Raw genomic sequence first — 26,516 nt, 5'->3', positions numbered from 1 at the left:
AAGCCACCAAAAAGCTCTCGTCCAATACTATTTCATTTCCTGTTTTGAAGCGGTTTGTACAGAATATTCAAAACAGGAAATGCATTCGCTCAGACCATAGCAAAGAAGGTAGGAGAAAAAAGACTTAGCGGCGGTTTCCCTTGCATTGTCGTGCTAAAACAAAGAAGCAGCCAGGGCTGGGCGTTCTTTTTCCTTTTAACCTTCCTGTGTTACACTAAAGGCAGATTAAAGGAGGAAGCATCTTGTACCCGAAAGCTTATATTGATTATCTCGTTGAATTTCATGCGTCGCGGGATTACTTTGAATGCCATGAAATATTAGAAGAATATTGGAAGGAAGATCCTCCAAACCAACGAAAAATGTATTGGGTCGGTTTCATCCAGCTTGCGGTCGCTTTGTATCATCACAGAAGGAAGAATACTGCCGGGGCAAAAAGACTGATGGCGAACAGCATCCGGATTCTTCAAGCGGAAAAACAAGCGGTCGAATGCTTGGGGCTTGATCATAGCCGTTTACTCGAGCTTATGCAGTCGGTTTACGAACAAATCGAAACGGGCTTTTCCTATAAAAGCATCATGCTGCCGATCAAAGATGAGAAGCTTGAGGAAGCATGCCGCGTTGAATGCAAGAAAAAAGAGTACACATGGGGGCAGCCCAGCACACTCACTGATACATTTCTTATCGACAAGCACCGTTTGCGGGATCGGACTGACGTCATCCTTGAACGTGAAAAAGAAATAGAACGGAGAAAAAAAAGCAGAGGCTGATTACAGCCTCTGCTTAATTATTGTATGAAATGTCTTGACCCTGCTGACCTTGACAACGTTCGAAAAAGCTCTGCGTTAATTCATTCGGAACCAGTACCTGCGTTTTGAATAAATGCTTTAGAGCATCCATCATCTGTTTTCCGATTCCTTGATGGCGATGAGAAGGATTCACACTGATATGCCGGATCTCAACCTCAGAATCCTTTTTTTCGACTCCGATTGCTCCGACGATATCCTCGTCCTCTTTCCAAAGAAAGAGCTGGCGGTCTGTATCCGTTTCGTAGTCCTTAATTGTCTGCTGAAGCTGCTTAAGGTCTTTTTCATTCGGCATGAACGAAAGAAGTCCCATCGCAATCTTTTCAAACGATTTTTTATAACGAATTAACATAAAAACCCCTCTATATCCAAAATGTCCAGTCTGCTATTAACGGATACGAATAGGTGATCCGTTTTCTCACATTATATCATTTTCGCCATATTTTTAAACTGTTTTCAGCAAATTATTCAAATGAACGGTTTAAATTTGCCATTTCTATGGCAGAAACAGCACAATCTACACCTTTGTTGCCCGCTTTTGTGCCGGCACGCTCAATTGCCTGTTCGATGTTTTCAGTTGTCACAATTCCAAAGATGACAGGCACGCCTGTAGTGTTTGCTGCTTGCGCGATGCCTTTGGCAGCTTCATTGCAGACATAATCGTAATGTGTTGTCGCGCCTCTGATGACAGTGCCCAATGTGATGATGGCGTCATATTTTTTTGTTTCCGCCATTTTTTTCGCAGCAAACGGAATTTCAAATGCGCCTGGAACCCAAGCCACATCGATATCATTTGTGTCTACGCCATGTCTGAGTAACGCATCTTCTGCACCGCTCAGCAGCTTGCTTGTAATAAAATCATTAAATCTTCCTACTACGATTCCGATTTTAAGACCTGTACCAACTAAATTTCCTTGTATGATATTCATATGATTCCCATCCTTTTTTGTGATATTTGTGATTAGAAATGAAGTAAATGACCCAGCTTGTTCATTTTGGTTTGCAAATATTTTTTATTGTGTTCTTTTGCCTCCATTTGAAGCGGCACTCTTTCTGAAATACTGAGTCCGTAGCCTTCAAGGCCGGCAATTTTGCGCGGATTATTCGTCAAAAGCTTCATATTTCGCACACCGAGGTCGCGTAAAATTTGTGCACCGATGCCATAGTTGCGAAGGTCAGGCAAGAATCCGAGCGCTTCGTTGGCTTCTACGGTGTCATAGCCTTGTTCCTGAAGCTTATAAGCTTTTAATTTATTGATTAAACCGATGCCTCGGCCTTCTTGGCGCAAGTACAAGAGCACCCCCCGGCCTTCTGCGGCAATTTGCGTCAGCGCGGCGTGCAGCTGCGGGCCGCAGTCACAGCGATGAGACCCAAACACGTCACCTGTGAGACATTCTGAATGCACCCGGACCAATACCGGTTCTTCTCCGAACGGCACATCTCCCATCACAAATGCGACATGCTCTTTTCCGTCTACCTCATTTGTGTAACCGTAAACCTTAAAAGTGCCAAAATCAGTAGGGAGTGTAATGTCGACTTCACGTTCGACTAGTGTTGTTAGATTGTAACGGTATTGAATCAAATCTTTAATGGTGATCATTTTTAATTGATGCTTTTTCGCAATTTCAATAAGCTCAGGCACTCTTGCCATTGTTCCGTCTTCATTCATAATTTCACAAATGACACCGGCTCCTTGAGATCCGCAGGCTTCGGCAAGGTCAACAGCAGCTTCTGTATGGCCCGCTCTTTTCAGGACACCTCCTTTTTTCGCAATCAGCGGAAAAATGTGCCCAGGACGCTGAAAATCAGACGGCACGGATTTACTGTCCAGCAATGCTTGAACGGTAAAAGATCTTTCTTGAGCACTGATACCCGTTTTCGTATTACGGTGGTCAATACTTACCGTAAATGCAGTATGGTGAGAATCTGTATTATGCTCAACCATGGGGTGAAGATCCAGCTTGTCTGCGATTTCCTCACTAAGCGGCGTGCAAATCAGCCCTCTTCCGTGTGTCGCCATAAAGTTAATGACTTCTGGAGTTGTATGCTCAGCAAGAGCCACAAAGTCTCCTTCATTTTCTCTGTCTTCATCATCTACAACTATGATGACTTCGCCTTTTTTTAAAGCGTCTAGTGCTTCTTCTATCGGATGAAACATGCAAATCTTCCTCTCTAAAAGCCGTTTTCGCTTAAGAAGGCTTTTGTAATGGTTTGTTGGGTCTTATTTTCATTGGCTTTATGCAAAAATCGATACATATATTTTCCGATCATATCGCATTCGATATTCACTTTAGAGCCGATCGTTTTTTCTGAAAAAATCGTTTCGCTGATGGTATGCGGTATTAGAGAAATTGTCACTGTATCTTCTGTCAGGCCGAATATTGTTAAGCTCACGCCATCAACGGTAATTGATCCTTTTAAGACCAATGTTTTTGTTAAAGATGGATCCATCTTTAAATCATAGTAAACAGCGTTGCTTTTCTCTTCAATACGTGTAATTTCAGCAGTTCCGTCGACATGGCCTGAGACAAAATGGCCTCCGAAACGGCCGTTTGCCGCCATCGCTCTTTCCAGATTTACTTTGCTTCCTTTAGATAGATCATTCAGTGACGTAGCTTTGACTGTTTCAGGCATAACATCCACTGTGAATTGATTCTTTGTAAAATCAGTGACAGTCAGACAAATGCCGTTAACTGCAATGCTGTCACCCAGATGAACATCCTCTAAAATCTTTGAGCATTTGATTGTTAAGGCCATTGAATGCCCTGCTTTTTTCATGGATTCGATTGTGCCTGTTTCTTCAATTATTCCTGTAAACATGGTCACCATCCTACTCGTTTATCGGTTTTGCCGTCAGTTTGATATCACGGCCGATTTGGGTTATATCAGTGAATTGTAATAAGGGGACATCTTTCATTGATTGAAAACCTTCACCGGAGATTAAGCTGGGAGCATGCAATCCTCCGATTAGTTTAGGGGCAAAATAGAAGATGATTTCTTGAAAACAGCCTTCTTTGACAAAGCTTCCGTGAACAGCTGATCCGCCTTCCACATACACAGACATGATACCTTCTTTCGCAAGGATTTTCAGAACATCGGGAACTTGAATGCGTTCAGTTTCAAGCGTAAATATGTTCACACCGAAAGCTGAAAGCCGTTTTTTCTTTTCCTCGTCTGCTCGTGCCGTTGTAAAAATCCATGTCGGCGCTGCTTGATCGCAAATCACTTGAGTGTCCTCAGGAATCGAGAGTACGGTATCAAGTATTACCCGAACCGGCTGTTTTGTCACATTAGGCAGCCTGCAGGTTAAACTTGGATTGTCAGCTATCACCGTGCCAACTCCGACTAGAATGCTTTGGTGTGTTTTCCTGTACTGCTGAGCATCCTGTCTCGCGGCCTCTGAGGTGATCCATTTGCTGTCGCCCGTGCTGGTAGCTGTCTTTCCGTCAAGGCTTGCAGCAGCTTTTAGAGTGACGTAAGGGAGGCCTGTCCTCATGAAGTGCAGAAATTTTTCATTCAGCTTCTCCGCCTGATCTGCGAGGATGCCTTCCTTTACTTCAATACCGGCTTCTTCAATCATGCTGATCCCTCTTCCAGCCACAAGCGGGTTAGGATCTCTCATCGCCACAAACACTCTTTTGATGCCAGAGTTGATAATCAGTTCTGCGCATGGCGGTGTTTTTCCATAATGGCTGCACGGTTCGAGTGTAACGTAAATATCAGCACCCTTTGCATGGGATCCGGCCATATGGATGGCATGAACTTCTGCATGAGCTTCGCCGTATTTTAAATGGGCGCCCATACCGACAATTTGTCCGTCCTTTACCACAACAGCGCCAACGAGCGGATTGGATTCGGTCTGTCCTTCGCCCTGCTTCGCAAGATCTAATGCCAGCTTCATATAATACTCTTCCATTTGTTTCCCTCCCCTCTTTTGTTATTTACCGTCAAAAAAGCCCCGAATTTATGAAAAATCCGGGGCTTTAGGTATTTTACGCAATAGGAAATAACACTATGCATATTTAAACTTTTTGCATAGCGGCTCATCATCCTTCTCCCATCCAGACTTTCACTGTCGGCTTCAGCTTAAACTGAATCCACCGCGCGCTTATACACACGGGTCACGGGCTCTAAAGCGCATTCGCTTTACTACCGCCGGTCGGGATTTCCACCCTGCCCCGAAGGATACAATCTTTATTCATTTGTCCTTAATGGCTATTATAGCGATCCTTCTTAAAGTACGCAATGAAATAAACTTACAATTTGAGAAAACAAAAAAACACCCTTCGATCCGAAAGGTGTTTTTTGTTAATCATTCACTTTGGCAACCTTGATTAACCCGTCGATTCGCTTTGATTTGCTGAAGTATGCTTTAATCTTGTCGCCTTCTTTTATATCAGACAAATCCTGATTTAATTTTTTTCCGTTGAAGATGATTTTCGTGCCGTTTTCTGCTTCTCCATGATACTCTGAACCGTCAATTTCCGTCACTTTATATTCCTCGATGGTGTATTCCTCTTCTTCCGAGGACAAGGTTTGTCCAATTGCTGTCGGAACATCCTTCAGCTCAAGATCATTTATGTACATATAACCGCCTGCAAGTAAAAGCAAAAGCACTAACAGAATGGTAATCTTGGTTTTTATTCTTCCCATTTTTAAACCTCCAGCCAATATGAATCTATTCATTCATATGAGTTATTCCTTTTTTTCATGAATAAAAAACCGTAAATTCTCGTAAATTATTAATATAACGATGCATAACGGGAATATGTTTCACATTTCTGCAAAAATTTCTTTTCTATAGATATACGAATTTATGTTCTTGTTTTGGGGGATGAACGTAAAAAAGATATAAAAAAGCAGCCTCCTATTCAGGAAGCTGCTAGATCCTAATTCGTTTTTCTCATTTCGTTAAACGGGAAGAAAACAAACTTTGACGTACCCGCAATTTGTTTTTTCGTGAAGAGGCCAAGCCCGTTTCGGCTGTCCATTGAATTCCGGCGGTTATCACCCATCACAAAATACTTGTCATCAGGCACTTTAACCGGGCCGAAATCATCGGTCAAACGGTCATAGCCATCCTGCTTCGCTCTCTTTTTATTAGCTGCCAAATAAGGCTCGTCCACCTTTTTCCCATTGATATAGAGCTGGTCGTTTTTCATTTCAACCGTATCTCCAGGCAGGCCGATAATACGTTTGACATAGTGAACATCATCCCCGTTTAAAACGACGATGTCTCCTCTATCAAACTCGCCGATATATTTGACTGTCATATTGACAAAGACCCTTTCCCTGTTATGAAGTGTAGGATACATAGAGTCACCATCAACGACATACGGCGCAAAAATAAAATTGCGAATGAGCAAAGCGAGAACGACAGCAATCACAATTGCTTTTGCCCATTCTAACATTGATTTTTTCTTCGAAACATTTTCTGATTTCAACTGATTTCCTCCAATAAACAACGGTCTTCAATTTATGTTATCACGAATCGAAAAGAAATCCCATCAGGACCATTGAAGTGATTTTACAATCTATTAATCCTCATCTTCCATCCAAATCATGCCTATCTTTTTCTTGTCGATCACAGCCAGCTCCGCATCAAAAGTCGCTTGAGAAATTGGACTCCAGCAATCGTATAATATACAGAGGCATACGAAAAGTAATGAAAGAAATAATCACATAATTTCAGCAGAGATGGGCTTAGAAGAAAGACAGCTCGTATGCTAAATCTTTAGATAATATATAAAAGGTTACGAGCAGGTCTTTTCATCTACTGCATTCCATTGATCGCCCAGTCCCATGGTGCTTGACAAAATGATTCACATCATGAAGGTTACTGCAATGTTTGCGGCAGCCCATTTGTACAGGTGACATATCCGGCATCCCGTTTTGCTTTCAAGATATTTTTAAAATCATTGAAGCTCGAAAGCATGGATCAGCCTCCAAAAAACAAATCCAATATATTGCCGGCAGTTGAAGATTCTTTATTATAAAACTCTGAATATCCACAATTCTTACAGTAAACCACGAGAAAACGGTTATGCTGAACATCAAACAACTTCGATAATCCCGTACCGGTTGTAGCTATTTCTTTTTGGCCCGCTTCAGTGCTTCCGCATTTTATACAGCCTTTATTGTTCATAACGTCAAGCTCCCTTTCACAACATCACGTTTGTTTTGATTTATTTTACTACAAAATACCATTTTGATGAACCATGCAACTTTAAAGTTTTCTTAATTTTATATATGAAATCCACAGAAATAAAAGCCGATTTTGCCTGCTTAACTCGAAGTGGATACACGTGACTGGCTAAAAAAGATGCAATGATTGAAGAATCCCCCCTTTTCGCGACATCATAAAAAACATAAGTATTTTTACCAATAAGTTTACGCTTATTGACTCTGGCAATAATACATATAAAAAATAGAGAATTCGAAAGGAGACTCCGTGAATGATTGATTATCCTATTAATATAAACAACGTTTCCGGGAACAGTGTATTAAACGTAGGCGGCGCTTTTACGATCAGACCATTAACTGTGTCCAAATCTGTGTTTGGTTCCGGCGGCTTGAATACTGGAATTGTCATTGAAAACAATTTTGTAAGCCAGTCCAAAATGATTAACAGTCAATTTTCCGATCAGAATGTGACCAAAACATTGTAATTTCTGCCTGCTTTAAGCGATACAAAACTCCTCTTTAACCGGATAAACGTCTTTTTGTTCACCGCCTCGAGCACTCAGGCGGTTTTCTATTGGATCATTTTTTTGCAAATAAAAAAGCTCCCCCGAGATGAGGAAGCCTTCTGCTGCCTATTAGCCTTCTACGCGAACTTCTTTCATAACGTCGCCGTTAGACATGTTTTTCGCGAATTCTAGTCCGCTTGTTACTTTACCGAATACAGTGTGAACACCGTTCAAATGTGGCTGCGGCTCATGAACGATGAAAAATTGGCTGCCGCCAGTGTCTTTTCCTGCGTGTGCCATAGAAAGTGCACCCGCTTCATGTGTATGCGGGTTTCCTTCTGTTTCACATTTGATTGTGTATCCTGGGCCACCTGTGCCAGTTCCGTGAGGACATCCGCCTTGGCTGACGAAGCCTGGAATCACTCGGTGGAATGTAAGCCCGTCATAAAAGCCTTCGTTCGCAAGCTTTTCAAAGTTTGCGACAGTGCCCGGTGCAGCTTCAGGGTAAAGTTCAAATTCAATTTTGTTACCGTCTTCTAATAAAAAGTAACCTGTTTTCAATTGTATGCCTACTTTCTTTATTTTAATTTTCAAAGGAGATTATGTATGATAGGTTATAGCCTGTCTCTCCTTGTCGCGGCTATTATACCACACCTTTCGGGGGAAAACGAATCTCCCGGCTTTACAAAAAATAAAAATGAAACCTGGATCTCTTTATCTCCGTCTAACCTAACGGAACTGTATTTTCATCATGATCACAGGTCCTCGCAAAGCAGCTCTATCCAGCTGCTTGTGAAATTGAAGGAGGTCAAACTGCTTTGAAAAAAATATGGATTGGAATGCTGGCAGCGGCCGTTTTGCTGCTGATGATTCCGAAAGTCAGTCTCGCGGATGCCGCAGTTGGAGATGTCATTGTAACTCTGGGTGCTGATTTATCAGAATCTGATAAACAAAAAGTGCTTGATGAGATGAATGTCCCTGATAATGCCACAACGGTAACCGTGACCAATAAGGAAGAACATGAATATTTAGGAAAATATATACCGAGCGCTCAAATCGGATCAAGAGCCATTTCTTCATCGTCAATAACCATTGCCAAAAAAGGCTCTGGACTGAATGTTGAGACGCATAATATCAGCGGCATTACAGATGAAATGTACCTAAATGCCCTGATGACAGCAGGTGTTAAAGATGCGAAGGTGTATGTTACAGCACCATTTGAAGTATCTGGGACTGCGGCTTTAACTGGATTGATTAAGGCGTATGAAGTTTCTTCTGATGAAGCGATCTCGGAGGATGTGAAGCAAGTAGCTAACCAAGAGCTTGTCACGACATCAGAGCTTGGGGACAAAATCGGTAACGAAAATGCAGCTGCGCTGATTGCAAAAATCAAAGAAGAGTTTGCTAAAAACGGTGTGCCTGACAATAAAGCTGACATTGAAAAACAAGTGGACGACGCAGCTTCTGATTTAAACGTCACACTTACAGACAGCCAAAAGGATCAGCTTGTATCCTTATTCAATAAAATGAAAAATGTTGACATCGACTGGGGACAGGTCGGTGACCAGCTTGATAAAGCGAAAGATAAGATTACGAAATTCATAGAATCAGATGAAGGCAAAAACTTCATCCAGAAAGTCATTGATTTCTTCGTATCTATCTGGAATGCAATTGTTTCTATATTTAAATAAAAAAGCGCCGAGAAATCGGCGCTTTTTTATTGCTTTACACTCGTTTTAAAGGGCAGGTCAAGTTTGACAATATCCTCGTAAGTTTCTCTTTTCACGACTAAATGAGCTTCGCCGTTTTCTACAAATACAACGGCAGGTCTCGGGATTCGATTGTAATTGTTGGCCATGCTGTATCCGTATGCGCCTGTACAAAAAACAGCAAGAAGATCGCCTTCTTTTACTTCCGGCAGGTCAATATCCCAAATTAGCATATCCCCGCTTTCACAGCATTTTCCGGCAATCGATACCGTCTTATTATGCGCTTCTCCGATACGGTTGGCTGTTGCAGCTTCATATTTAGCCTGGTAGAGTGCAGGACGAATATTGTCGTTCATGCCTCCGTCTACCGCGACATACTGGCGGACACCCGGCACTTCTTTTTGAGAGCCAACCGTATAAAGGGTTGTGCCTGCATCTCCCACGAGAGAACGGCCCGGTTCGATCCAAATTTCCGGAATGCCAAAACCGTAACGGGCAGCATTTGCTTTCACAGCTTCGATAATTTTTTCAACGTATTCAGTAGCGTGAAGCGGTTCATCTTCCTCCGTATAACGGATGCCGAAACCTCCTCCAAGATTCAAAACCTTGGATACAAACGAGTATGAATCTCTCCACTCGTCTAGTTTTTTGAAGATTTTTTCCGCTGCTAACACAAAACCGGCCGTATCAAAAATCTGTGAGCCAATATGGCAATGGACACCCAGCAGCTGGATGTGTTCTGATTGTAATACTTGCTCAATCGCCCGTTCAGTTTGCCCGTTATGAAGGTCGAAACCAAACTTTGAATCCTCTTGACCAGTTGTAATATAGTCATGCGTGTGCGCTTCTACTCCGGGTGTGATCCGAAGAAGAACATCGATGGAGTGTCCCGTTTCTTTACATAAGTCTTCCAAAAGCGAAATTTCATAGAAATTATCCACCACAATGCAGCCGATGTGATGCTCAAGTGCCATTCGCAGTTCTTCCCTGCTCTTGTTATTCCCATGAAAGTGGATGCGTTCTGCCGGAAAGCCTGCGGCAACAGCTGTATAAAGCTCTCCCCCGGACACGACATCTAAAGAAAGTCCCTCTTCTTCAGCAAGCTGAATCATTGCAACTGATGAGAACGCTTTGCTCGCATATGCCACCTGTGCTTTCAGCCCTGCAGTAATAAGTGCCTGCTTAAAGCTTTTAGCACGCTCACGTATTAAAGCCACATCATATACGTAAAGAGGTGTGCCATACTTTTCTGCTAAATAGAGAGCGTCCACACCTCCAATTTCTAAATGCCCATGTTGATTTTGTCTGCTTGTGCCATGTAAGAACAATGTCATTCCCTCTTTCTCCGCTTATGGGTGAAAAGGACAGTTTTATCGACTGTCCCTTCATAATTAAGACATACATTATCATACTCTTCAGTCAGTTTCAATGCGATTATGAATTGGTAGGTTGTCTTAAGCGATTTCTTGGGTGAACGATACTAGGTCTTACTTTTGCGCCAGGTTTCGTTGTGCGGACCAGTACCTGCCACAGCGCCTTGCCATTAAAGGGCATCAGCGGCCATAAGTACGGTGTTTGGAGGGATTTGATGCTGGCCATGGCAATAATTAGCACTGTAAATCCGATAACGAGCCCTTTTACATGAAATAAAGCAACGAGTATCATCAGGGCAAGCCGGCTCATTTTGTTTGCCAAGCTTAATTCATAACTAGGCGTCGTAAAGGTTCCGATTGCTGCAAGTGAGACGTACAGAATCACTTCAGGCGAAAACAGGCCGACTTCAATGGCAATCTGTCCGATCAGCACAGCGGCAATTAATCCCATTGCCGTCGATAAAGCTGTCGGGGTATGAATGGCAGCCATTCTGAGAAACTCGATCCCTAAGTCAGCTAAGAATATCTGCAGGATGATCGGGATATGCGTATCTTTATTTAAGCCGATAAATTTCATATTCTCGGGCAGCAGGTCCGGCTGCAGCACAAATAGAAACCAGATCGGAAGAAATATAGTAGAAGCAATGATACCGAAAAACCTGACCCATCTTAAAAAAGTACCGACTGCAGGCGCCTGTCTGTATTCTTCAGCATGCTGGACATGGTGGAACAAAGTCGTCGGGGTGATAATCACACTCGGCGATGTATCAACCATAATGATGACATGGCCTTCAAGTACATGATTAGCAGCCACATCCGGCCTTTCTGTATAGCGGACGAGCGGATACGGGTTGTAACCTTGTTTAATGATGAATTCCTCTACTGTTTTGTCTGCCATTGTTAATCCGTCAACATCAATAGCGGCAATTTCTTTTTCGACGATGTCAACCAGATCCGGATCTGCAATATCTTCTATATAACAAATGCTTAGATCCGTTTTTGATCGCTCACCGACCTTTGTCATCTTGATGCGAAGACGTTCGTCTCTGATCCGCCGTCTGAGAAGAGCCGTATTGACGACGATATTTTCTACAAATCCGTCTCTGGCTCCCCTGACGACCTTTTCCGTATCGGGCTCTTCAGGGTTTCTGCCCGGATAGCTTCTAACGTCAATAATAAATGCGAAGCCTGCGTCTTCAACAATGACTGCGACTAGCCCCGACAACACTTGGTCAGTCGTTTCATCCAGCGTTTTTACTTTTTCAACCTGGGCGTTAAGCAGCCTGTTTTCGACGATATCGACCAGGTTATCAGCGTCCTCTTTCCGATTGTTAATGGCAACAAGCTCTCTCATTAAATGAATGATATAGGCGGTATCAGATAGTCCATTTAAATAGTAAAGCTGTATTTCCTTGTCTAAAATGTTGAGCTTGCGAACCCCTACATCATAGCTGGTTCCCATTCCGACCCGATTTTTAAAATACGCTTCATTTTTGGCTGGATTCCGATAAACCCGGATTTTCTCTTCCTTGTGACCCGGCATGATACCCGCTCCTTTCTAAAATAAACTCGACCGCTTTCATGGTGATGGGCGACCCTTTTGAGATATCGTCTTTTCTCCCCATTTTGCCGATATCCCCGATGCCGACAATAAGCGGAAGATCAAGTTTATCAAGGCAATAGACTGTGTCTCCACTCATTCTATGTTCATCAAACTCCCTTTCTCCGCCTTTATCGACGCCGTATTCTGTTATTTCTCCATTGCGGTCAATGCTTACGTCAACTCTGGTCCATTCAGCTTGATGGGTTTTTGACGCGACCGCTATCACACCGAGCACTTCAATTGACGGATGGGTGGCGACATAGGTAAGAGCGGCTTCTCCCGGACCCTCTCCTTGAAGGCCGGAGTCGTCAAACATGACAAATACGGGATCATACTGCGCTGAGGTGATTAGCTTGACAAGCTCCGCGCCGCTACGGATGGAGGGGTTCCCTTTTGATTGTGAAATACATCGCCCCCCCACTTGGCTTGCGGCGTATTCAATTGTTTTAGCGGCATACACGTCCCCGTCTGTTACCAGTATGACCTTTCGCTTTGTCGTCATGTTGACATTATCCTTTCGGTTTGAAAATAACAGCTACGAGAAAGGCGAAGAGAATGGCGGCTGAGATACCGGCAGATGTCAGCTCAAAAATCCCCATGCCGATCCCGATAAATCCGTGTATATGCGCCTGATGCATGGCACCATGCAGAAGACTGTGGCCAAAGCTGACGATCGGAACAGTGGCGCCCCCTCCGGCAAATTCAATAAATTTATCGTAAATGCCGAAACCATCTAAAATCGCTCCTATAACGACAAAGGACGTCATGACGTGGGCTGGCGTCAATTTAAATACGTCTAACAGCAGCTGGCCAACAATACAAATAGCTCCGCCGCATACAAAAGCCAAAAGGTAGTCCATGTTAAGATGCACCTCCTGCACGCTCAAATACAACCCCGTGGGCGATGGTCGGGATGGTTTCTTTTTGCTGGACCATTGTCGGGCTTAACAGCGCCCCGGTCGCCACGACAAATACACGGTTTAATTTTCCTTCTCTCAGCTGCTTAAAAATGTGAGAGTAGGTAACGACCGCTGAACATGCGCAGCCGCTCCCTCCGGCAAAGACCTGCTGATCCGGCGTATAAACCAGAAGCCCGCAATCATCATGCTTTGTGCCGACCGGATAGCCATCTTCTTTTAAGATGTCTTTTACGATGGGAGATCCGACGCCGGATAGGTCACCTGTCAGGATCAGATCATAGTCATCCGCTGTCCGGTTGAGGTCTTTAAAGTGCTGTTTAATCGTATCAGCTGCAGCCGGAGCCATGGCCGATCCCATATCAAACGGATCTGTAATTCCTAAGTCAGAAACCTTTCCGACAGTCGCGCTTGTGATTTGGATATCACCCGGTGTCTGACTGATGACAACAGCTCCGCTTCCAGTTACAGTAGACGTTGCAGTGTCCGGTTTTTGGCCGCCGTATTCCGTCGGATAGCGAAACTGTCTTTCCGCTGTGGCATTATGACTGCTGGTGGCAGCGAGAGCCCTCTTGGCAAACCCGCCGTCAACTAAGGCTGATGCGACAGCCACCGTTTCCATTGATGTTGAACAAGCGCCAAACATACAAAGAAACGGAATTTTCAAGTGCCTTGCCACATAATTGGCCGTCACGTTTTGATTCAGCAAGTCGCCTGCCAGCAATAGATCAATATCATCTTTTTTTAGATTACTTTTTTGAAGCGCCGCGTTTACAGCGTCTTCCATCAGCTGGCGTTCAGCCATTTCCCAGCTTTTTTGATTACAGTGCATTTCGTCATAGGTTTTATCATATAAGGAGCCGAGCGGTCCGTCTTTTTCCTTTGGCCCAGCTGCTGTTCCCGCTGAGTTGACAAATAAGGGATTTTCAAATACCCAGGTTTGCTTTCCTGTTAATTTCATTTTCTTCTCCTCCTACGACATCAGTTTCTCAAAAGCAAACCGAATCATTCCGACGATGTAAGCAGCCACAACACCAAAAACGATGACATTTCCCGCCAGTTTAAACATGTTTGTCGCTACTCCGAGCACAAACCCTTCGCTTTTATATTCAAGAGCCGCGCTTGCCATGCTGTTGGCGAAACCTGTGACCGGTACGGCTGAACCGGCGCCTGCAAACTGCCCGATTCTGTCATAGATGCCGAACCCGGTAAGCAGGGCTGATAATAATATCAGCGTTGCCGCCGTTGGATTTCCCGCTGTTTTTTCATTAAAATCAAAAAAATGGATATAAAAATTCTGCAGACCTTGCCCGATCATACAGATCAGACCGCCTACCAGAAAGGCTTTTACACAGTTCCAGACGTAAGGCGGCTTAGGCTGATACGTTTTTACTTTTGATTTGTAGTTTTCTTTTATGTTTGTCATCTTGAAACCTCCTTATGAATGATCAATAAAATATAGCCAGTGGAATAAAGATCCCGCGATTTTCCCAATCACGATGGCCATTAACAGAATAATGATTTTACTTCTGAGCCCGATTCGTTTTGCCAAAATCGGCAGGACATTTAAAACCTCTGTAAGGGCAGCCGCAAGCATTCCGACAAACACACCTGCCAGCAGCCCGACCGGTACGGCAATCCATTTTGTTAAAAAAAGATGGTTCATATGAAGCGTCTCCCATCCCCCGCAAACAGCGCCAAGAATAACAGCCGCTTCATAAGCCTGAACGAATCTCATCGTTTTGGTGAGCTGCATCAGCCGCGGAATGATCCCCATTACGGTTAAAAAAGCAACGAAGCCAGCCCCCACCGTGATGCCTCCGCCGAGCCCGACAAAAATAATGAACAATACACTAGCGATCATGCAGGTCCTTTATTGTTTCTTGATTCTCATGCATGGCCACATATTGGTCGAGATCAAGCTGATAGTTAAACATCTCAACCTCCAGCGGGCTGGGCTCTTCGTTAAGGCGCTTTTTAAATATGTGGTTAAAAAACACGATCATCCCAAGTCCCAAACCGATGCTGTATGGGATTTGCAGCAAATATGGATAGTCATTCCTCTCTCCAGTTATGATTTCATAAAGTGCAATATGAACATCTCTCATGCTTACATCCTCATGAAAGTTCATGATGGCAAGACACGATCCGATAAACAAAAGCAGCCAGACACCAATAAACAGAACCGTTGATATTTGCCGTTTCCGGTACTGAATTTCAACAATGGTTTCTGCTCCGCCTACCGTTTGAACATCAAGTGTCGGATCTTGTAAATGAATGGCTTTGAGGACTTGTATGATATCCAGAATTACGATATTTTTATCTTTTTCGCTCACCTGATAGAGTGGCATAGCCGAAAGTTTCTTTTTCAGCTGAAGCTGTCCTTCAATTTGCGCGGCATCTCCAACCGTGATGATATCCCCCGGATGTGCCAACACCCTGTGGCGAAGTCGGATAAATATACGTCGTTCCATCTTTGATCACCATCTTTCGGTGGTTATATATGTAGTATGTGGTTCGATTTTGTTCTCATTCATCCGCTTGAAAAGACCATAAATTACCACGCTTTTGCACACAAAAAAGCCAGCCTGCATCGCAGACTAGCTATCCGTATGATCCATTTGAACCTTGATCTGTTTTAATATTTTCTTTTCAAGCCTGGAAACCTGAACTTGAGAGATCCCGAGCCGCTCAGCAACCTCGGACTGCGTCTGGTCTTTATAATATCTGAGATAGACGATTAGTTTTTCCCTTTCCTCCAAATCGCTGATCGCTTCTTTCAGCGCAATCTTTTCAAACCACTTTTCTTCAGAATTGTCAGCGATTTGATCAAGCAGGGTAATCGGATCTCCGTCATTCTCATAAACGGTTTCGTGAATCGAAGACGGAGCCCTTACTGCCTCTTGAGCGAGTACGACATCTTCTGCTTCAATCTCCAAATGATCGGCGATCTCCTGCACTGTCGGTACTCTGCCCAATGTTTTTGAAAGTTCATCCTTCGCGCGCCTGATTTTGTTTCCAAGTTCTTTTAATGATCTTGACACCTTTACGGTTCCGTCATCACGGATAAAACGCTGGATTTCACCAATAATCATCGGCACTGCATACGTTGAAAAACGCACATCATAGGTTAAATCAAATTTGTCAACAGATTTTAACAGCCCGATGCAGCCGATCTGGAAGAGATCGTCAGGCTCATAGCCTCTGTTTAAAAACCGCTGTACGACTGACCAAACAAGACGCATGTTTTTTTCTATGAGGAGGTCTCTTGCCTGCTGGTCGCCATTTTGGCTTTGCTTGATTAATTCCTTTACTTCATGATCCTTCAGCTGAGCGTTTTTGCCGTTCTTCTTAACCTCCACATCCATAACAAATCTCCTTAATTACAAAGCGCTTTGCTTTTTGATAAGTGCTTTGTTAAGCGAATCGTCGTTCCCATCTCAGGCGATGAATCGATACTGACATCATCCATGAAATTTTCCATAATGGTAAAGCCCATTCCAGAGCGCTCAAGCTCAGGCTTCGTCGTAAATAAAGGCTGGCGGGCTTCTTCAAGATCTGTAATGCCCATGCCTTCATCACGAATGGTCAAATATACGACATGATCTTCCAGCGTCACTGAAATGTAAACTTTCCCGTCACAGTTCTCTTCATATCCATGGATAATGGCATTCGTCACAGCCTCTGACACGACTGTTTTGATTTCGGTCAGTTCGTCCATTGTCGGGTCTAGCTGGGCAATAAATGAAGCAACTGTCACACGGGCGAATGATTCATTCTGGCTGAGGGCAGAGAACTCGAGATGCATTTCATTTTTCATGATGCCACCCCCAGCGTCAGCAGCGCCTGCTGCTCGGATTGTTCAAATCGGATAATTTTAAACAGACCCGACATATCAAACAGCCGTTTCACCGCAGGAGAGATAGCGCAAACGACCATTTCCCCGCCAATTTGCTTAATTTGCTTGTATCTTCCTAAAATAACGCCAAGCCCCGAGCTGTCCATAAAGGAAAGGTCCTCCAGATTCAGCACGATATGGCGAATATCATCCTTCTCCAATGATTGAGTCACTTTTTGTTTCAGGGTTTCAGCCGTATGGTGATCGAGTTCGCCTGTTAATCGAATACAAAGCACAGATTCTTTGACATGCATGTCAATTCCAAGGCTCATGCTCATTCCTCCTTGATATGATCGGATAATGAGTGTTTCGATTTCGACGGAATGAATTCCTTCACCGTGACAAAACTAGTGGTCATTCGGCATAATTACTTAAATTTTGTCCAGTCTCCCATCGTCCGCTTCAAGAATGTTATGAACCCGGCTTTCTTCATATCTTCTTTAGCAGCAACAGGACTTTCAGCGAGCACTTCTCCATCCTTTTTCAGAACGAGAGTGCCAAGCTCTTGGCCTTTTTGAATCGGAGCACTTACATTGTCATTCATTTTGATTTCTTTTTTCACATTTTTCATATCCTCGCCTTTTTTCGTCAATATTGAAATCGGCTCAGATGTAGTGAGTTCGACAAATTTTTGTTTTCCTTTTTTGACCTTTACTTTTGCTACTGTTTCATTTCGTTTATATAAAGGATGCGTTTCATATTGACTAAAAGCGAAATCAAGCATCTTTGTCACTTGCGCGTTTCTATCTTTAGGTGTGCTCGCTCCGAACACAACCGCAATGGCCCGCATGTTTCCTTTTTTAGCTGAAGCTGTCAGACAATATTTGGCCTCTCCTGTATAGCCTGTTTTTACACCGTCTACTCCAGGATAAAATTTGATAAGCCGATTCGTATTAACAAGCCAAAACTTTTTATCTGTATTTTCGCGCAGATAATCCTCATACGTACCGGTAAACTTCGTGATTGATTCGTATTTCAATAATTCCTTAGCCATGATTGCCATGTCATAAGCAGAGCTGTAATGCCCTTCCTCGGTCAGTCCGGTCGGGTTTTTGAAGGATGTGTTTTTCAAGCCAAGCTCTTTGGCTTTTTTATTCATTTTCCTAACAAATTCTTCTTCAGAGCCGGAAATGAATTCAGCCATTGCTACGGAAGCGTCATTCCCTGAAGCGATTGCGATGCCTTTCAGCATTTCTTCAACAGTCATTTCCTCACCGGGTTCAAGGAAAACCTGTGAGCCGCCCATTGAAGCCGCATGCTCGCTCGTACGGACCTTATCACTCATTTTGATTTTGCCTTCATCTAAAGCTTCCATAATCAAAAGCATCGTCATAATTTTCGTCATGCTTGCAGGCGCCAGTCTCTCATTGCTGTTCTTGTTGTAAAGCACTTTTCCTGTGTCACGTTCTATCAGCACCGCAGACTTCGCTTCATGAGCAAGCTCCGATGTACGTTTTCCGTCTTGTTTTGCAAATGCAGACGGTGCAAATGTAAGCAGCATTATACCAATCAACAAAGTGGATAAAAGACGTTTCATCTCAAAAGCCCTCCATTTCATAATCCTTTTTATTTTTTCCAAGCGGGATGGTTTTATACCCCACTGATGGAAAATGTTTCGTATCTTTTTTGGCATAAAAAAAGAGAGCTGCGTCCATGGGACACAGCTCTCTTTTGATCTTGCTCTGATTCAATTTTTATTCGTACTGAGCGACGACCGCTTTCACAAGCTGCAAGAATCCAGCTTTTACTTTTTCCGTCACTTCCATTACTTCATCGTGGCTTAAAGGCTGATCCAAAATTCCGGCTGCCGCATTAGAGATGCAGGAAATGCCAAGGACACGCATTCCCGCATGATTCGCTACAATGACTTCCGGAACAGTAGACATACCGACAGCGTCAGAGCCCATTGTTCTTAAGAAACGGACTTCTGCCGGTGTTTCGTAAGAAGGTCCTGTCACAGCGGTATACACGCCTTTTTGAATTGGAATGTTAAGGTCTTCCGCAATCTTTTCAGCCAGTCCGGATAGGTCTTTGTCATAGGCTGACGACATATCTGGAAATCTGGCGCCGAAATCGGCTTCGTTTGGCCCGATCAGCGGGTTCGTTCCCATAAAGTTAATATGATCGGTAATGATCATTAAGTCTCCCGCACGGAATTCTGTGTTGACGCCGCCAGCAGCATTAGTTACGATCAACGCTTCCACACCGAGCGCTTTCATCACGCGTACAGGGAAAGTGACTTTCTCCATTGAATAGCCTTCATAAAAATGAAAACGGCCTTGCATCGCAATGACGGAAACTCCTTCAAGAGTCCCAAGCACAAGCTGTCCGGCATGTCCTTCAACAGTGGATACCGGGAATTCAGGTATGTCCTCATATTTCAGCTTGACCGGATTTTCGATTTCGTCTGCCAAAATGCCAAGACCTGAGCCTAAAATAAGGCCGATCTTCGGAGATTCCGGCAGGTTTTGTTTAATAAAAGCGGCTGCACGTTCGATTCTGTCTTTCAAGAAACAGTCCCCCTATTGTAATAAAGATAAAAAGCTTTTTCCGTATTTCGGTTTAGTCGTTTGGAAATTATCAGCGATCGTTGCACCGATATCAGCAAATGTATCTGCAAGCGGCAGCATTTGCGCTTTCTTATGTTTTTTGCTGTAAGCGAGAATCGGCACGTACTCGCGTGTATGGTCAGTTCCATGATGAATCGGATCATTGCCGTGGTCGGCTGTAATGATTAACAGATCGTCTTCTTTCATTTTCTCAAACACTTCCGGAAGCCGCCCATCAAATTCTTCAAGCGCGCGTCCGTATCCTTCCGGGTCACGTCGGTGTCCGAATAAAGCATCAAAATCAACAAGGTTCGCAAAGCTCAGACCTGTAAAGTCTTCTCCCAGCGTATCAATCACCTTGTCCATTCCGTCCATATTGGAAACCGTTCTCCGTGAAGAAGTAATGCCTTCTCCGTCATAAATATCAGAAATTTTTCCGATTGAGATCACATCTAAGCCGCTGTCTTTCAATTCATTCATAACAGTGCGGTCAAACGGCTTAAGCGCATAGTCATGGCGGTTTGGCGTCCGTTTGAATTGTCCGGGCTCTCCGACGAACGGCCGTGCGATAATGCGGCCTACCATATACTTCGGATCAAGCGTCAGCTCTCTCGCCGTTTCACAAATGCGGTACAGCTCTTCAAGCGGCACAACCTCTTCGTGAGCGGCAATTTGCAGAACAGAGTCAGCAGATGTGTATACAATTAAAGCCCCTGTCTCCATGTGCTCTTGCCCAAGTTCATCCAAAATCGCTGTGCCGGAGGCCGGCTTGTTTCCGATAATTTTGCGACCAGATCTCTTTTCCAGCTCCTGAAGCAGTTCATCTGGAAAGCCTTCCGGGAACACTTTAAACGGTTTATCAATGTACAAGCCCATGATCTCCCAATGGCCGGTCATCGTATCTTTGCCGTTTGACGCTTCTTGCATTTTTCCATAATACGCTAGCGGATGTTCCGTTTTTTCTACACCTTTGATATCTCCAATGAGACCAAGGCCGAGTTTTGCCATATTCGGCATATGTAATCCATTCATATGCTCGGCAATATGCCCGAGCGTATTTGCGCCTTCGTCATTAAAGTCAGCGGCATCCGGCGCTTCGCCGATTCCGACTGAATCCATTACAATTAAAAACACACGATTATATTTGTATGCAGGCATCTTGAAAGCCTCCTTTTTTTCTATACGTCTATTGTATCGCTAAGAGGTCTGACAACTCAAGTATAAACCGTTTTCATTCCCGTTGACAATGCATTCAGAAATAATGAAAAACTTCAGTATTTTCTGTCGCTCTAAACAAAAAAGCCGCAGCCACCTGCGGCTAGGCGCGCGGATGAAACTGCTTGTACACATCCTTCAGCCTTGTTTTCGTCACATGCGTATAAATTTGCGTCGTGGATATATCCGCATGGCCGAGCATTTCCTGCACCGCTCTTAAATCAGCCCCGTTCTCAAGCAGATGCGTCGCAAAGGAATGCCTGAGCGTATGCGGGGTCAGCTCTTTTTTGATCCCGGCTTCCAGCGCGATTTTCTTCAGGTTTTTCCAAAATCCCTGGCGGCTGATTTGTTTGCCGTGATGATTTAAAAAGAGAGCGTCAGACACATTGTTCTTCAGCAGTTTCCCCCTGGCTTTTGTCATATATTCCTCAATGGCGGAAGCGGCGGCTTCACCGATTGGCACAATCCGTTCTTTTCTTCCTTTCCCGAAGCAGCGGACAAAACCCATAGATAAATGAACATCTGCCGTTTTCAATTCAATCATTTCACTGACTCGTATGCCTGTCGCATAAAGCAGCTCCAGCATCGCTTTATCCCGATAGCCGAAAGGGCTTGTCAGCTTAGGCGTGTCTAATAATCGCTCGACCTCATTGAGCGCGAGCACCTTCGGAAGCGCCCGCTCGGTCTTTTGTGTTTCGATATGAACGGAAGGATCCTTGTCCGTCACCTTTTCCCTGAGCAGAAATTGGTGAAAAGAGCGAATGGATGCCAAATGCCGTGCTGAAGTCTTGCCGGATTTCCCCGAGTCCTTCAAGTGCTTTAAATATTGAATAATATGTATACGGGTTACATGATTCCAATCCGTAACATGAAGGGTTTCTGTTAAATAAAGAGAATAGCTTTTCAAGTCACGTTCATAGGATACCACCGTGTTTTGGGAAAGCCCTCTCTCTACCATAACGTAGTGGATGAAATCCTTTATTTGATCTTTCACTCTTGATCTACTCCCCGTTTTGGTAAAAAAAGATCAACCGGTCGAACCATCCGCCTTTTTCATCCTGATCCATTTCAACAACTTTTACAGCGGAGCCTTCCGGTTTATCGTACCGATGATAGTTTTCATATTCTTGATTTACCCATATCATAGCATAATAGAACAGAGCGGTAAAACCGGTAAACAGGATGAAAACCTTTAATGCATCGAGAGTTGTTTTTAGGAATCTTCCCATGTCCTAATCGATCCTTTCCCTATGGTTCCAGTTATTTAACCATATGCCAAATCAGAAAGGTTTTATACATGGAAACAGCAAAAAACCCTTTCCCCAGGAGAAAAGGTTCGCGCTCGGCACCGTCTATTCAGCATCTTTTCCGTTACAGCGGTGGCAAATACCGTGAAACGTCAATCTATGATCTTTAATCTTAAATTTCCAATCACGTTCAATGATTTCTTCCACGTCTTCTAGTAAATCTTCTTCAATTTCATCAACGGCTCCGCACTCCATGCACACTAAGTGGTGATGAAAGTGAGCTGCACCCTCTTTACGAAGATCGTAACGGGACACGCCGTCTCCAAAGTTAATTTTATCAACGACTTTTAATTCAGTTAATAATTCAAGCGTACGGTATACTGTTGCGAGACCGATCTCAGGAGATTTCTCTTTTACGAGGAGGTATACATCTTCTGCGCTTAAATGGTCTTCTTCATTTTCAAGCAGCACTCTTACTGTCGCTTCACGCTGAGGCGTAAGTTTGTAGCTGGATGAGTGCAACTGTTTCTTAATTCGATCAATACGGTTTTCCATGTCTTTCCCTCCTACGCCGCATTCCATGACTCATTATAACAAAATACGCGCAGAGTTCCAACTATAATTATTATAAACTGATAAATAAAACGATTTTTTTATAATAATTATTTTAAAAAAGTCTCAATGTAAGCTTTTCCATTAATACAGGAGATAAATATGCTTCAAAGAGGGATGAGATCAGCGCTAAAAACAGAATGACCAGAAGCACAAAGGCATACCGTCCGAACCACTGAATCGGCGCGTCATGCAGGCTTCGTTTAACGAACAGCTGCCTGATTAACTTTAAAGAAAACGCAATCGCACACGTGCCCATAATGAGATAAGCCGGAATAAGCAGTACATTTTGCGGTAAAACGGAGACAAAGGATAAGAAAAAACCGCTGATTCCCATCTGATTGACGAGAAATCCGACAGTAAAGCCGACGACGATTCCTTTTAGAAAGATCATGATAAAAATAATCGGCATCCCAATGACGGAAATCCCCAATATCCACATCAGCCCTAAATACTTTACATTATGAAAGATACTTTGCCCAAACATATCAGATGAACTTGCCTGTTTTCCATCCGAAAGCTGTCCAAAAAATTGGCTTAAATAGTAATATAAATCTTCCTTCTGGCTGATGGTCATGCTGTTGACAATAATTGCGCCAAAAATGACACCCATGAAAAACAGCACTGAGACAAATATATAAAGAGAGAGATGATCTTTGACATGTCTGAGAAACATGTCTTTATAAGAGATTTTTCGCATACCGTTTCCTCCCGCCCGTTCTAGTGATTTGATTTAATAGATTGTATGAAAGAAACGGAAAAACATGCTCTTTTTCAAAAAGAAACGATAGAGAAGGATGCTAGGCGGCTTTTGTGGGCACAAAAAAATCCTTATCATCAAATGCTGTATGATCATAAGGATTCCTATGCTTTTTCTTATTTAAAATCTCTTTTTTGCTTTTTGTCATTCTTTCATGCGTGCTGAACGATGGTGCGCTTCCTCTTGATAATAAAACATCACGTCCGCCATTTCTCAGCAGATGCTCCCGCTTCTTTTTCGCTCGGCTTTTTGCCATGCTGATCACTCCCTTATTTATTTTCACAGCAATTATAGCAAAAATGAACACATGATGAGAAAAAAACAGCACCTGTTATGCCAGGTGCTGTTTGACTTCATTTATTTAACTGCTGTAAGAGCTGCGTGCTCGACCGCAGCTGCTACCTCATGATGGACTTTTGAATCAAGCGGCTGAGGGACTACATCGCCTTGTTTTGTGCAGGCTGCGATGGCCTCTGCTGCTGCGACAAGCATATCATGATTGATCTCCTTGCTTTTTGCGTTGAGCGCTCCTCTGAAAATACCCGGGAAGCCAAGCACATTATTAACAGAACGTCCGTCCGCTGCATATGCGGCGCCAGCCTGCAGCGCGGCCTCCGGTTCAATTTCCGGCTTCGGATTTGATAAAGCCAAAATCACCTGGCCAGAGCGTACAAATGCTGGTTTTATTAACCCTGGAACTCCCGTTGTTGCAACGACAATGTCACATACTTCCATGAGCTCCTCGATGCTGGAAACTGCCTGTCCGCCGTATTGTTCGAGACGGTCCATTGCTGCCTCTGATTTGTCTGTGCCGTAAACAGCTTTCACGCCATAGGCCATAAACATCCGGCAGATGGCAACGCCTGCTGCGCCCAGACCGATTTGCCCCACTTTCGCTTCTTTCAGGTCAACACCCGCACTCCTGCATGCCGAGATGGCAGCTGCCAGCGTCACAACAGCTGTACCATGCTGATCATCGTGCATAACAGGGATGTTCAGCTCCTCTTTTAGGCGGTCCTCGATTTCGAAGCAATGCGGCGAGCCGATATCCTCAAGCAGGATGCCGTTAAAACCTGGAGAAATATGCTTTACCGTTTTGATGATTTCTTCAGGGTCACTCGTATCAAGCAATATCGGAATGCCGCTAATACCCGCCAGCTGATCAAATAAAGCAGCCTTTCCTTCCATGACAGGCATGCCTGCGACAGAGCCGATATTCCCAAGACCGAGAATTGCCGTTCCATCTGTCACAATCGCAACAGAGTTGCTGATCGTTGTATAAATAGAAGCTTTTTCAGGTTCTTTTTCAATCAGACGGCACACGTCTGCAACACCTGGTGTATAGACACGCCCGAGCTCTGCCAATGAGCGGATCGGCATTTTGCTTTTCATTTGGATTTTTCCGCCTTCATGTGCGGACAGGACTTCATCAGATACGGTGTGAAGCCTTATCCCTTCTCCCAGGGCCTGTACAGCCGCGATCACTTCCTGAAGCTGTTCTTCATTCTCCACTTGAACGGTAATATTCCGCATTGTGTAATTGGGTCCGACTTTTACCGTCTCCACTTCACCAATATCCCCGCCCAGAAGGCCGATTGCCGTAGCCACCCTTCCAAGATTTCCGGGAACCGAAGGCGTTTCGATCATCAGTGTCCGAATCATGTGTTTCGCTATCATTCAGTGATCCTCCCCTATTAGCCTAGTTTTTCGGCTTTAACTGTATTGTTTTTCGTATACCATATAAATTTTCCTGTATAACCATAGATAATTGCAAGACCTATTGCAACAAAACTGAGCCACATAAACGGCAGATAAGAGAAGGTAGAAACACCTAAAATACCAGCCATGTAAATACCGTTATCAGACCAAGGAACCATACCTGAAGTCAATGTTCCCCCGACCTCTGCATTACGCGACAACACTCTTCTGTCCAGATGTAATCGATCATAGCTGTCTTCCATAATCTTCGGAGTCAAAATAAGGGATACATACATCGCACAGCCGAAGATGTTCGCTAAAAACGCTACAATCAGCGTAGACAAAGTGACATTGCCCGGTGATGTTAATTTCTTTTCAAACATAGAGACAATGACTTTTAGCACGCCGAGTTTCTCAAGCAGTCCGCCAAAACCAAGGCCAAAAATAATCACGACAAGGGAACTGAGCATTCCGACAATTCCGCCGCGGTTTAACAGGCCGTTCAAAAATTCAACATCTGTTTTAATAGAAAATCCGTTGTACGCTGTAGCAATCGCATCGGCAATATTCATGCCTTGGAAAACAGCTGCCCAGATTGCGCCAAGCAAAGCACCGATTACGATAACCGGCATAGACGGCTTTTTCATCGCCAATAAGACAATAACGACGACAGCCGGGATTAGCATCCAAATATGAATGTCAAACGTATTTTGCAAAGATGATTTCAAGAATTCAACTTTGTCAAGATCAATATTTTTCCCGCCGTACATAAATCCAACAACTGTAAAGAGAATAGCTGTAATCACATATGCAGGTATTGATAAATAAAGCATCGCTCTCACGTGAGCCAATACATCGACTTTTGATAGTGAAGAAGCCAGAACTGTACTGTCAGAGAGAGGAGACAGCTTGTCCCCGAAATAAGCGCCTGAAAGGATAGCTCCCGCTACAAGAGGAAGCGGAATTCCCAATCCTTCTCCAATTGCGATCATGGCGATGCCGGCAGTTCCGACTGTTCCCCAAGACGTTCCTGTAGCTACAGACATAATTGAACAAATAATTAACGTGGCCAGTAAAAAGATGCTAGGGTGAATAAATTCTAATCCGTAATAAATCAGTGTCGGCACAACGCCTCCGGCAATCCATGTTCCAATGAGCGCCCCCACTGAAACGAGAATCAGAACGGCTTCAAGGCCGTTTGATATTCCATGCAGAATTGCATTTTGCATATCTTTATAAGAATAACCGAGTCTGATACCGAGAATCATTGCAATAAACCAGGAAATGAAGAGCGCAAGCTGTATCGGCAAGTCTAAAAAGACTGTAAACGACATGACAAGTGCTAAAAATGATCCTAGTACAATAATAATTTCGAATAGTGTTGGCAGTCTTACATCCTTCAAAAGAAGTCCCCCTTCATGTAAAAAGCTAAAACGCTTTCAA

At 43.8% G+C, this 26,516-nt stretch carries 33 protein-coding genes and 1 riboswitch; of the genes, 3 read left to right on the top strand and 30 right to left on the bottom strand.

Annotation, left to right across the window (positions count from 1 at the left end):
- The first annotated feature begins 242 nt into the window (after positions 1–242).
- Entirely contained in the window at positions 243–767 is a 525-nt protein-coding gene (locus tag CVV77_RS01325; protein ID WP_100274458.1) for a DUF309 domain-containing protein, read from the top strand.
- Between the two features lie 13 nt (positions 768–780).
- Here the strand turns inward: CVV77_RS01325 and ribT are convergent, their stop codons facing one another.
- From ribT to CVV77_RS01285, 8 genes are all read right to left on the bottom strand, one after another.
- Positions 781–1,155, bottom strand: coding sequence for a GNAT family N-acetyltransferase RibT (ribT, locus tag CVV77_RS01320; protein WP_100274457.1), 375 nt, complete (start codon positions 1,153–1,155; stop codon positions 781–783).
- 112 nt (positions 1,156–1,267) lie between these two features.
- Entirely contained in the window at positions 1,268–1,732 is a 465-nt protein-coding gene (gene ribH, locus CVV77_RS01315; protein WP_003223915.1) for a 6,7-dimethyl-8-ribityllumazine synthase, read from the bottom strand.
- A gap of 32 nt (positions 1,733–1,764) precedes the next feature.
- Positions 1,765–2,961, bottom strand: coding sequence for a bifunctional 3,4-dihydroxy-2-butanone-4-phosphate synthase/GTP cyclohydrolase II (locus tag CVV77_RS01310; protein ID WP_004398206.1), 1,197 nt, complete (start codon positions 2,959–2,961; stop codon positions 1,765–1,767).
- A gap of 14 nt (positions 2,962–2,975) precedes the next feature.
- Entirely contained in the window at positions 2,976–3,623 is a 648-nt protein-coding gene (ribE, locus tag CVV77_RS01305) for a riboflavin synthase subunit alpha (RefSeq protein ID WP_019258793.1), read from the bottom strand.
- Between the two features lie 10 nt (positions 3,624–3,633).
- The gene (gene ribD, locus CVV77_RS01300) at positions 3,634–4,719 is read right to left on the bottom strand and encodes a bifunctional diaminohydroxyphosphoribosylaminopyrimidine deaminase/5-amino-6-(5-phosphoribosylamino)uracil reductase RibD (RefSeq protein ID WP_100274456.1); all 1,086 of its coding nucleotides are present in this window, start codon (positions 4,717–4,719) and stop codon (positions 3,634–3,636) included.
- Between the two features lie 129 nt (positions 4,720–4,848).
- Positions 4,849–4,993, bottom strand: a riboswitch (FMN riboswitch).
- Between the two features lie 118 nt (positions 4,994–5,111).
- On the bottom strand, positions 5,112–5,456 hold the full coding sequence (locus CVV77_RS01295; RefSeq protein ID WP_003236697.1) for a hypothetical protein: 345 nt from the start codon (positions 5,454–5,456) through the stop codon (positions 5,112–5,114).
- Between the two features lie 236 nt (positions 5,457–5,692).
- A complete protein-coding gene (gene sipS / locus CVV77_RS01290) occupies positions 5,693–6,247 on the bottom strand; it encodes a signal peptidase I sipS (protein WP_019258796.1) in 555 nt (184 codons plus the stop codon).
- A 494-nt stretch (positions 6,248–6,741) separates the two neighbouring features.
- Positions 6,742–6,948, bottom strand: a complete 207-nt coding sequence (locus tag CVV77_RS01285; RefSeq protein ID WP_003223929.1) for a zinc ribbon domain-containing protein — start codon at positions 6,946–6,948, stop codon at positions 6,742–6,744.
- 310 nt (positions 6,949–7,258) lie between these two features.
- Here CVV77_RS01285 and CVV77_RS01280 point away from each other — a divergent pair, with 310 nt between their 5' ends.
- Positions 7,259–7,471: a spore germination protein gene (locus CVV77_RS01280; protein ID WP_100274455.1), complete on the top strand. Its 213-nt coding sequence runs from the start codon at positions 7,259–7,261 to the stop codon at positions 7,469–7,471.
- Positions 7,472–7,621: 150 nt separating this feature from the next.
- On the opposite strand, the gene CVV77_RS01275 is transcribed toward CVV77_RS01280, so the two are convergent.
- Positions 7,622–8,053: a peptidylprolyl isomerase gene (locus CVV77_RS01275; RefSeq protein WP_003223931.1), complete on the bottom strand. Its 432-nt coding sequence runs from the start codon at positions 8,051–8,053 to the stop codon at positions 7,622–7,624.
- Between the two features lie 257 nt (positions 8,054–8,310).
- Between CVV77_RS01275 and CVV77_RS01265 the strand changes: the two genes are divergently transcribed.
- Positions 8,311–9,183, top strand: coding sequence for a DUF1002 domain-containing protein (locus tag CVV77_RS01265; RefSeq protein WP_019258801.1), 873 nt, complete (start codon positions 8,311–8,313; stop codon positions 9,181–9,183).
- A gap of 26 nt (positions 9,184–9,209) precedes the next feature.
- On the opposite strand, the gene lysA is transcribed toward CVV77_RS01265, so the two are convergent.
- The 21 genes from lysA to mleN form a co-directional block, all read right to left on the bottom strand.
- Positions 9,210–10,529: a diaminopimelate decarboxylase gene (gene lysA, locus CVV77_RS01260; protein WP_100275117.1), complete on the bottom strand. Its 1,320-nt coding sequence runs from the start codon at positions 10,527–10,529 to the stop codon at positions 9,210–9,212.
- A 106-nt stretch (positions 10,530–10,635) separates the two neighbouring features.
- Positions 10,636–12,117, bottom strand: a complete 1,482-nt coding sequence (gene spoVAF / locus CVV77_RS01255) for a spore germination protein SpoVAF (RefSeq protein WP_088110669.1) — start codon at positions 12,115–12,117, stop codon at positions 10,636–10,638.
- On the bottom strand, positions 12,062–12,679 hold the full coding sequence (spoVAEA, locus tag CVV77_RS01250) for a stage V sporulation protein SpoVABEA (RefSeq protein WP_100274454.1): 618 nt from the start codon (positions 12,677–12,679) through the stop codon (positions 12,062–12,064). Before spoVAEA ends, spoVAF begins: the two co-directional genes overlap by 56 nt.
- A gap of 7 nt (positions 12,680–12,686) precedes the next feature.
- Complete coding sequence (gene spoVAE, locus CVV77_RS01245; RefSeq protein ID WP_003236718.1) at positions 12,687–13,037, bottom strand: stage V sporulation protein AE; 351 nt, start codon at positions 13,035–13,037, stop codon at positions 12,687–12,689.
- 1 nt (position 13,038) lies between these two features.
- Complete coding sequence (gene spoVAD, locus CVV77_RS01240) at positions 13,039–14,055, bottom strand: stage V sporulation protein AD (RefSeq protein WP_003236720.1); 1,017 nt, start codon at positions 14,053–14,055, stop codon at positions 13,039–13,041.
- Positions 14,056–14,067: 12 nt separating this feature from the next.
- Positions 14,068–14,520 (bottom strand): stage V sporulation protein AC, encoded by a 453-nt coding sequence (gene spoVAC / locus CVV77_RS01235; protein ID WP_003236723.1) that lies wholly within the window; start codon positions 14,518–14,520, stop codon positions 14,068–14,070.
- Positions 14,521–14,532: 12 nt separating this feature from the next.
- Positions 14,533–14,958: a stage V sporulation protein SpoVAB gene (gene spoVAB, locus CVV77_RS01230; protein WP_003236725.1), complete on the bottom strand. Its 426-nt coding sequence runs from the start codon at positions 14,956–14,958 to the stop codon at positions 14,533–14,535.
- Positions 14,948–15,568, bottom strand: a complete 621-nt coding sequence (spoVAA, locus tag CVV77_RS01225) for a stage V sporulation protein SpoVAA (protein WP_019258805.1) — start codon at positions 15,566–15,568, stop codon at positions 14,948–14,950. Before spoVAA ends, spoVAB begins: the two co-directional genes overlap by 11 nt.
- A gap of 126 nt (positions 15,569–15,694) precedes the next feature.
- Positions 15,695–16,462 carry an RNA polymerase sporulation sigma factor SigF gene (gene sigF / locus CVV77_RS01220; protein WP_003236728.1) on the bottom strand — a complete coding sequence of 256 codons (768 nt, stop codon included), beginning with the start codon at positions 16,460–16,462 and terminating at the stop codon, positions 15,695–15,697.
- An 11-nt stretch (positions 16,463–16,473) separates the two neighbouring features.
- Positions 16,474–16,914 (bottom strand): anti-sigma F factor, encoded by a 441-nt coding sequence (gene spoIIAB / locus CVV77_RS01215; RefSeq protein ID WP_003236730.1) that lies wholly within the window; start codon positions 16,912–16,914, stop codon positions 16,474–16,476.
- Positions 16,911–17,264 (bottom strand): anti-sigma F factor antagonist, encoded by a 354-nt coding sequence (gene spoIIAA / locus CVV77_RS01210; RefSeq protein ID WP_003223957.1) that lies wholly within the window; start codon positions 17,262–17,264, stop codon positions 16,911–16,913. Before spoIIAA ends, spoIIAB begins: the two co-directional genes overlap by 4 nt.
- 95 nt (positions 17,265–17,359) lie before the next feature.
- Positions 17,360–18,529 carry a D-alanyl-D-alanine carboxypeptidase DacF gene (dacF, locus tag CVV77_RS01205; protein ID WP_088110667.1) on the bottom strand — a complete coding sequence of 390 codons (1,170 nt, stop codon included), beginning with the start codon at positions 18,527–18,529 and terminating at the stop codon, positions 17,360–17,362.
- Positions 18,530–18,686: 157 nt separating this feature from the next.
- A complete protein-coding gene (locus CVV77_RS01200; protein WP_084993842.1) occupies positions 18,687–19,502 on the bottom strand; it encodes a purine nucleoside phosphorylase I, inosine and guanosine-specific in 816 nt (271 codons plus the stop codon).
- A gap of 12 nt (positions 19,503–19,514) precedes the next feature.
- Positions 19,515–20,699, bottom strand: coding sequence for a phosphopentomutase (gene deoB / locus CVV77_RS01195; protein WP_100274453.1), 1,185 nt, complete (start codon positions 20,697–20,699; stop codon positions 19,515–19,517).
- A 160-nt stretch (positions 20,700–20,859) separates the two neighbouring features.
- Positions 20,860–21,750, bottom strand: coding sequence for a site-specific tyrosine recombinase XerD (gene xerD / locus CVV77_RS01190; RefSeq protein ID WP_003236743.1), 891 nt, complete (start codon positions 21,748–21,750; stop codon positions 20,860–20,862).
- A gap of 7 nt (positions 21,751–21,757) precedes the next feature.
- Complete coding sequence (locus CVV77_RS01185) at positions 21,758–21,985, bottom strand: YqzK family protein (RefSeq protein ID WP_003236745.1); 228 nt, start codon at positions 21,983–21,985, stop codon at positions 21,758–21,760.
- A 123-nt stretch (positions 21,986–22,108) separates the two neighbouring features.
- On the bottom strand, positions 22,109–22,558 hold the full coding sequence (gene fur, locus CVV77_RS01180; protein WP_003236746.1) for a ferric iron uptake transcriptional regulator: 450 nt from the start codon (positions 22,556–22,558) through the stop codon (positions 22,109–22,111).
- A 112-nt stretch (positions 22,559–22,670) separates the two neighbouring features.
- Positions 22,671–23,315, bottom strand: coding sequence for a stage II sporulation protein M (gene spoIIM, locus CVV77_RS01175; protein WP_019258808.1), 645 nt, complete (start codon positions 23,313–23,315; stop codon positions 22,671–22,673).
- Positions 23,316–23,415: 100 nt separating this feature from the next.
- Complete coding sequence (locus CVV77_RS01170; RefSeq protein ID WP_019258809.1) at positions 23,416–23,631, bottom strand: hypothetical protein; 216 nt, start codon at positions 23,629–23,631, stop codon at positions 23,416–23,418.
- A gap of 101 nt (positions 23,632–23,732) precedes the next feature.
- Complete coding sequence (locus CVV77_RS01165; protein ID WP_003236751.1) at positions 23,733–25,052, bottom strand: NAD-dependent malic enzyme; 1,320 nt, start codon at positions 25,050–25,052, stop codon at positions 23,733–23,735.
- Between the two features lie 17 nt (positions 25,053–25,069).
- Positions 25,070–26,476: a malate-H+/Na+-lactate antiporter MleN gene (mleN, locus tag CVV77_RS01160; RefSeq protein ID WP_100274452.1), complete on the bottom strand. Its 1,407-nt coding sequence runs from the start codon at positions 26,474–26,476 to the stop codon at positions 25,070–25,072.
- Between the last annotated feature and the right edge of the window lie 40 nt (positions 26,477–26,516).

The organism is Bacillus sp. SN1, from assembly GCF_002796895.1.
Lineage (GTDB): Bacteria > Bacillota > Bacilli > Bacillales > Bacillaceae > Bacillus > Bacillus inaquosorum.
The sequence above is the reverse complement of the archived record's forward strand: the minus strand, read 5'-3'. Positions and strand labels throughout refer to the sequence as shown.

Excerpts from the sequence above, each read along its gene's own strand:
- ribT (WP_100274457.1), bottom strand. The coding sequence starts at position 1,155 with ATGTTAATTCGTTATAAAAAATCGTTTGAAAAGATTGCGATGGGACTT.
- ribH (WP_003223915.1), bottom strand. The coding sequence starts at position 1,732 with ATGAATATCATACAAGGAAATTTAGTTGGTACAGGTCTTAAAATCGGA.
- CVV77_RS01310 (WP_004398206.1), bottom strand. The coding sequence starts at position 2,961 with ATGTTTCATCCGATAGAAGAAGCACTAGACGCTTTAAAAAAAGGCGAA.
- ribE (WP_019258793.1), bottom strand. The coding sequence starts at position 3,623 with ATGTTTACAGGAATAATTGAAGAAACAGGCACAATCGAATCCATGAAA.
- ribD (WP_100274456.1), bottom strand. The coding sequence starts at position 4,719 with ATGGAAGAGTATTATATGAAGCTGGCATTAGATCTTGCGAAGCAGGGC.
- CVV77_RS01295 (WP_003236697.1), bottom strand. The coding sequence starts at position 5,456 with ATGGGAAGAATAAAAACCAAGATTACCATTCTGTTAGTGCTTTTGCTT.
- CVV77_RS01285 (WP_003223929.1), bottom strand. The coding sequence starts at position 6,948 with ATGAACAATAAAGGCTGTATAAAATGCGGAAGCACTGAAGCGGGCCAA.
- CVV77_RS01280 (WP_100274455.1), top strand. The coding sequence starts at position 7,259 with ATGATTGATTATCCTATTAATATAAACAACGTTTCCGGGAACAGTGTA.
- spoVAF (WP_088110669.1), bottom strand. The coding sequence starts at position 12,117 with ATGCCGGGTCACAAGGAAGAGAAAATCCGGGTTTATCGGAATCCAGCC.
- spoVAEA (WP_100274454.1), bottom strand. The coding sequence starts at position 12,679 with ATGACGACAAAGCGAAAGGTCATACTGGTAACAGACGGGGACGTGTAT.
- spoVAE (WP_003236718.1), bottom strand. The coding sequence starts at position 13,037 with ATGGACTACCTTTTGGCTTTTGTATGCGGCGGAGCTATTTGTATTGTT.
- spoVAD (WP_003236720.1), bottom strand. The coding sequence starts at position 14,055 with ATGAAATTAACAGGAAAGCAAACCTGGGTATTTGAAAATCCCTTATTT.
- spoVAC (WP_003236723.1), bottom strand. The coding sequence starts at position 14,520 with ATGACAAACATAAAAGAAAACTACAAATCAAAAGTAAAAACGTATCAG.
- spoVAB (WP_003236725.1), bottom strand. The coding sequence starts at position 14,958 with ATGATCGCTAGTGTATTGTTCATTATTTTTGTCGGGCTCGGCGGAGGC.
- spoVAA (WP_019258805.1), bottom strand. The coding sequence starts at position 15,568 with ATGGAACGACGTATATTTATCCGACTTCGCCACAGGGTGTTGGCACAT.
- sigF (WP_003236728.1), bottom strand. The coding sequence starts at position 16,462 with ATGGATGTGGAGGTTAAGAAGAACGGCAAAAACGCTCAGCTGAAGGAT.
- spoIIAB (WP_003236730.1), bottom strand. The coding sequence starts at position 16,914 with ATGAAAAATGAAATGCATCTCGAGTTCTCTGCCCTCAGCCAGAATGAA.
- spoIIAA (WP_003223957.1), bottom strand. The coding sequence starts at position 17,264 with ATGAGCCTTGGAATTGACATGCATGTCAAAGAATCTGTGCTTTGTATT.
- dacF (WP_088110667.1), bottom strand. The coding sequence starts at position 18,529 with ATGAAACGTCTTTTATCCACTTTGTTGATTGGTATAATGCTGCTTACA.
- deoB (WP_100274453.1), bottom strand. The coding sequence starts at position 20,699 with ATGCCTGCATACAAATATAATCGTGTGTTTTTAATTGTAATGGATTCA.
- CVV77_RS01185 (WP_003236745.1), bottom strand. The coding sequence starts at position 21,985 with ATGGGAAGATTCCTAAAAACAACTCTCGATGCATTAAAGGTTTTCATC.
- fur (WP_003236746.1), bottom strand. The coding sequence starts at position 22,558 with ATGGAAAACCGTATTGATCGAATTAAGAAACAGTTGCACTCATCCAGC.
- spoIIM (WP_019258808.1), bottom strand. The coding sequence starts at position 23,315 with ATGCGAAAAATCTCTTATAAAGACATGTTTCTCAGACATGTCAAAGAT.
- CVV77_RS01170 (WP_019258809.1), bottom strand. The coding sequence starts at position 23,631 with ATGGCAAAAAGCCGAGCGAAAAAGAAGCGGGAGCATCTGCTGAGAAAT.
- CVV77_RS01165 (WP_003236751.1), bottom strand. The coding sequence starts at position 25,052 with ATGATAGCGAAACACATGATTCGGACACTGATGATCGAAACGCCTTCG.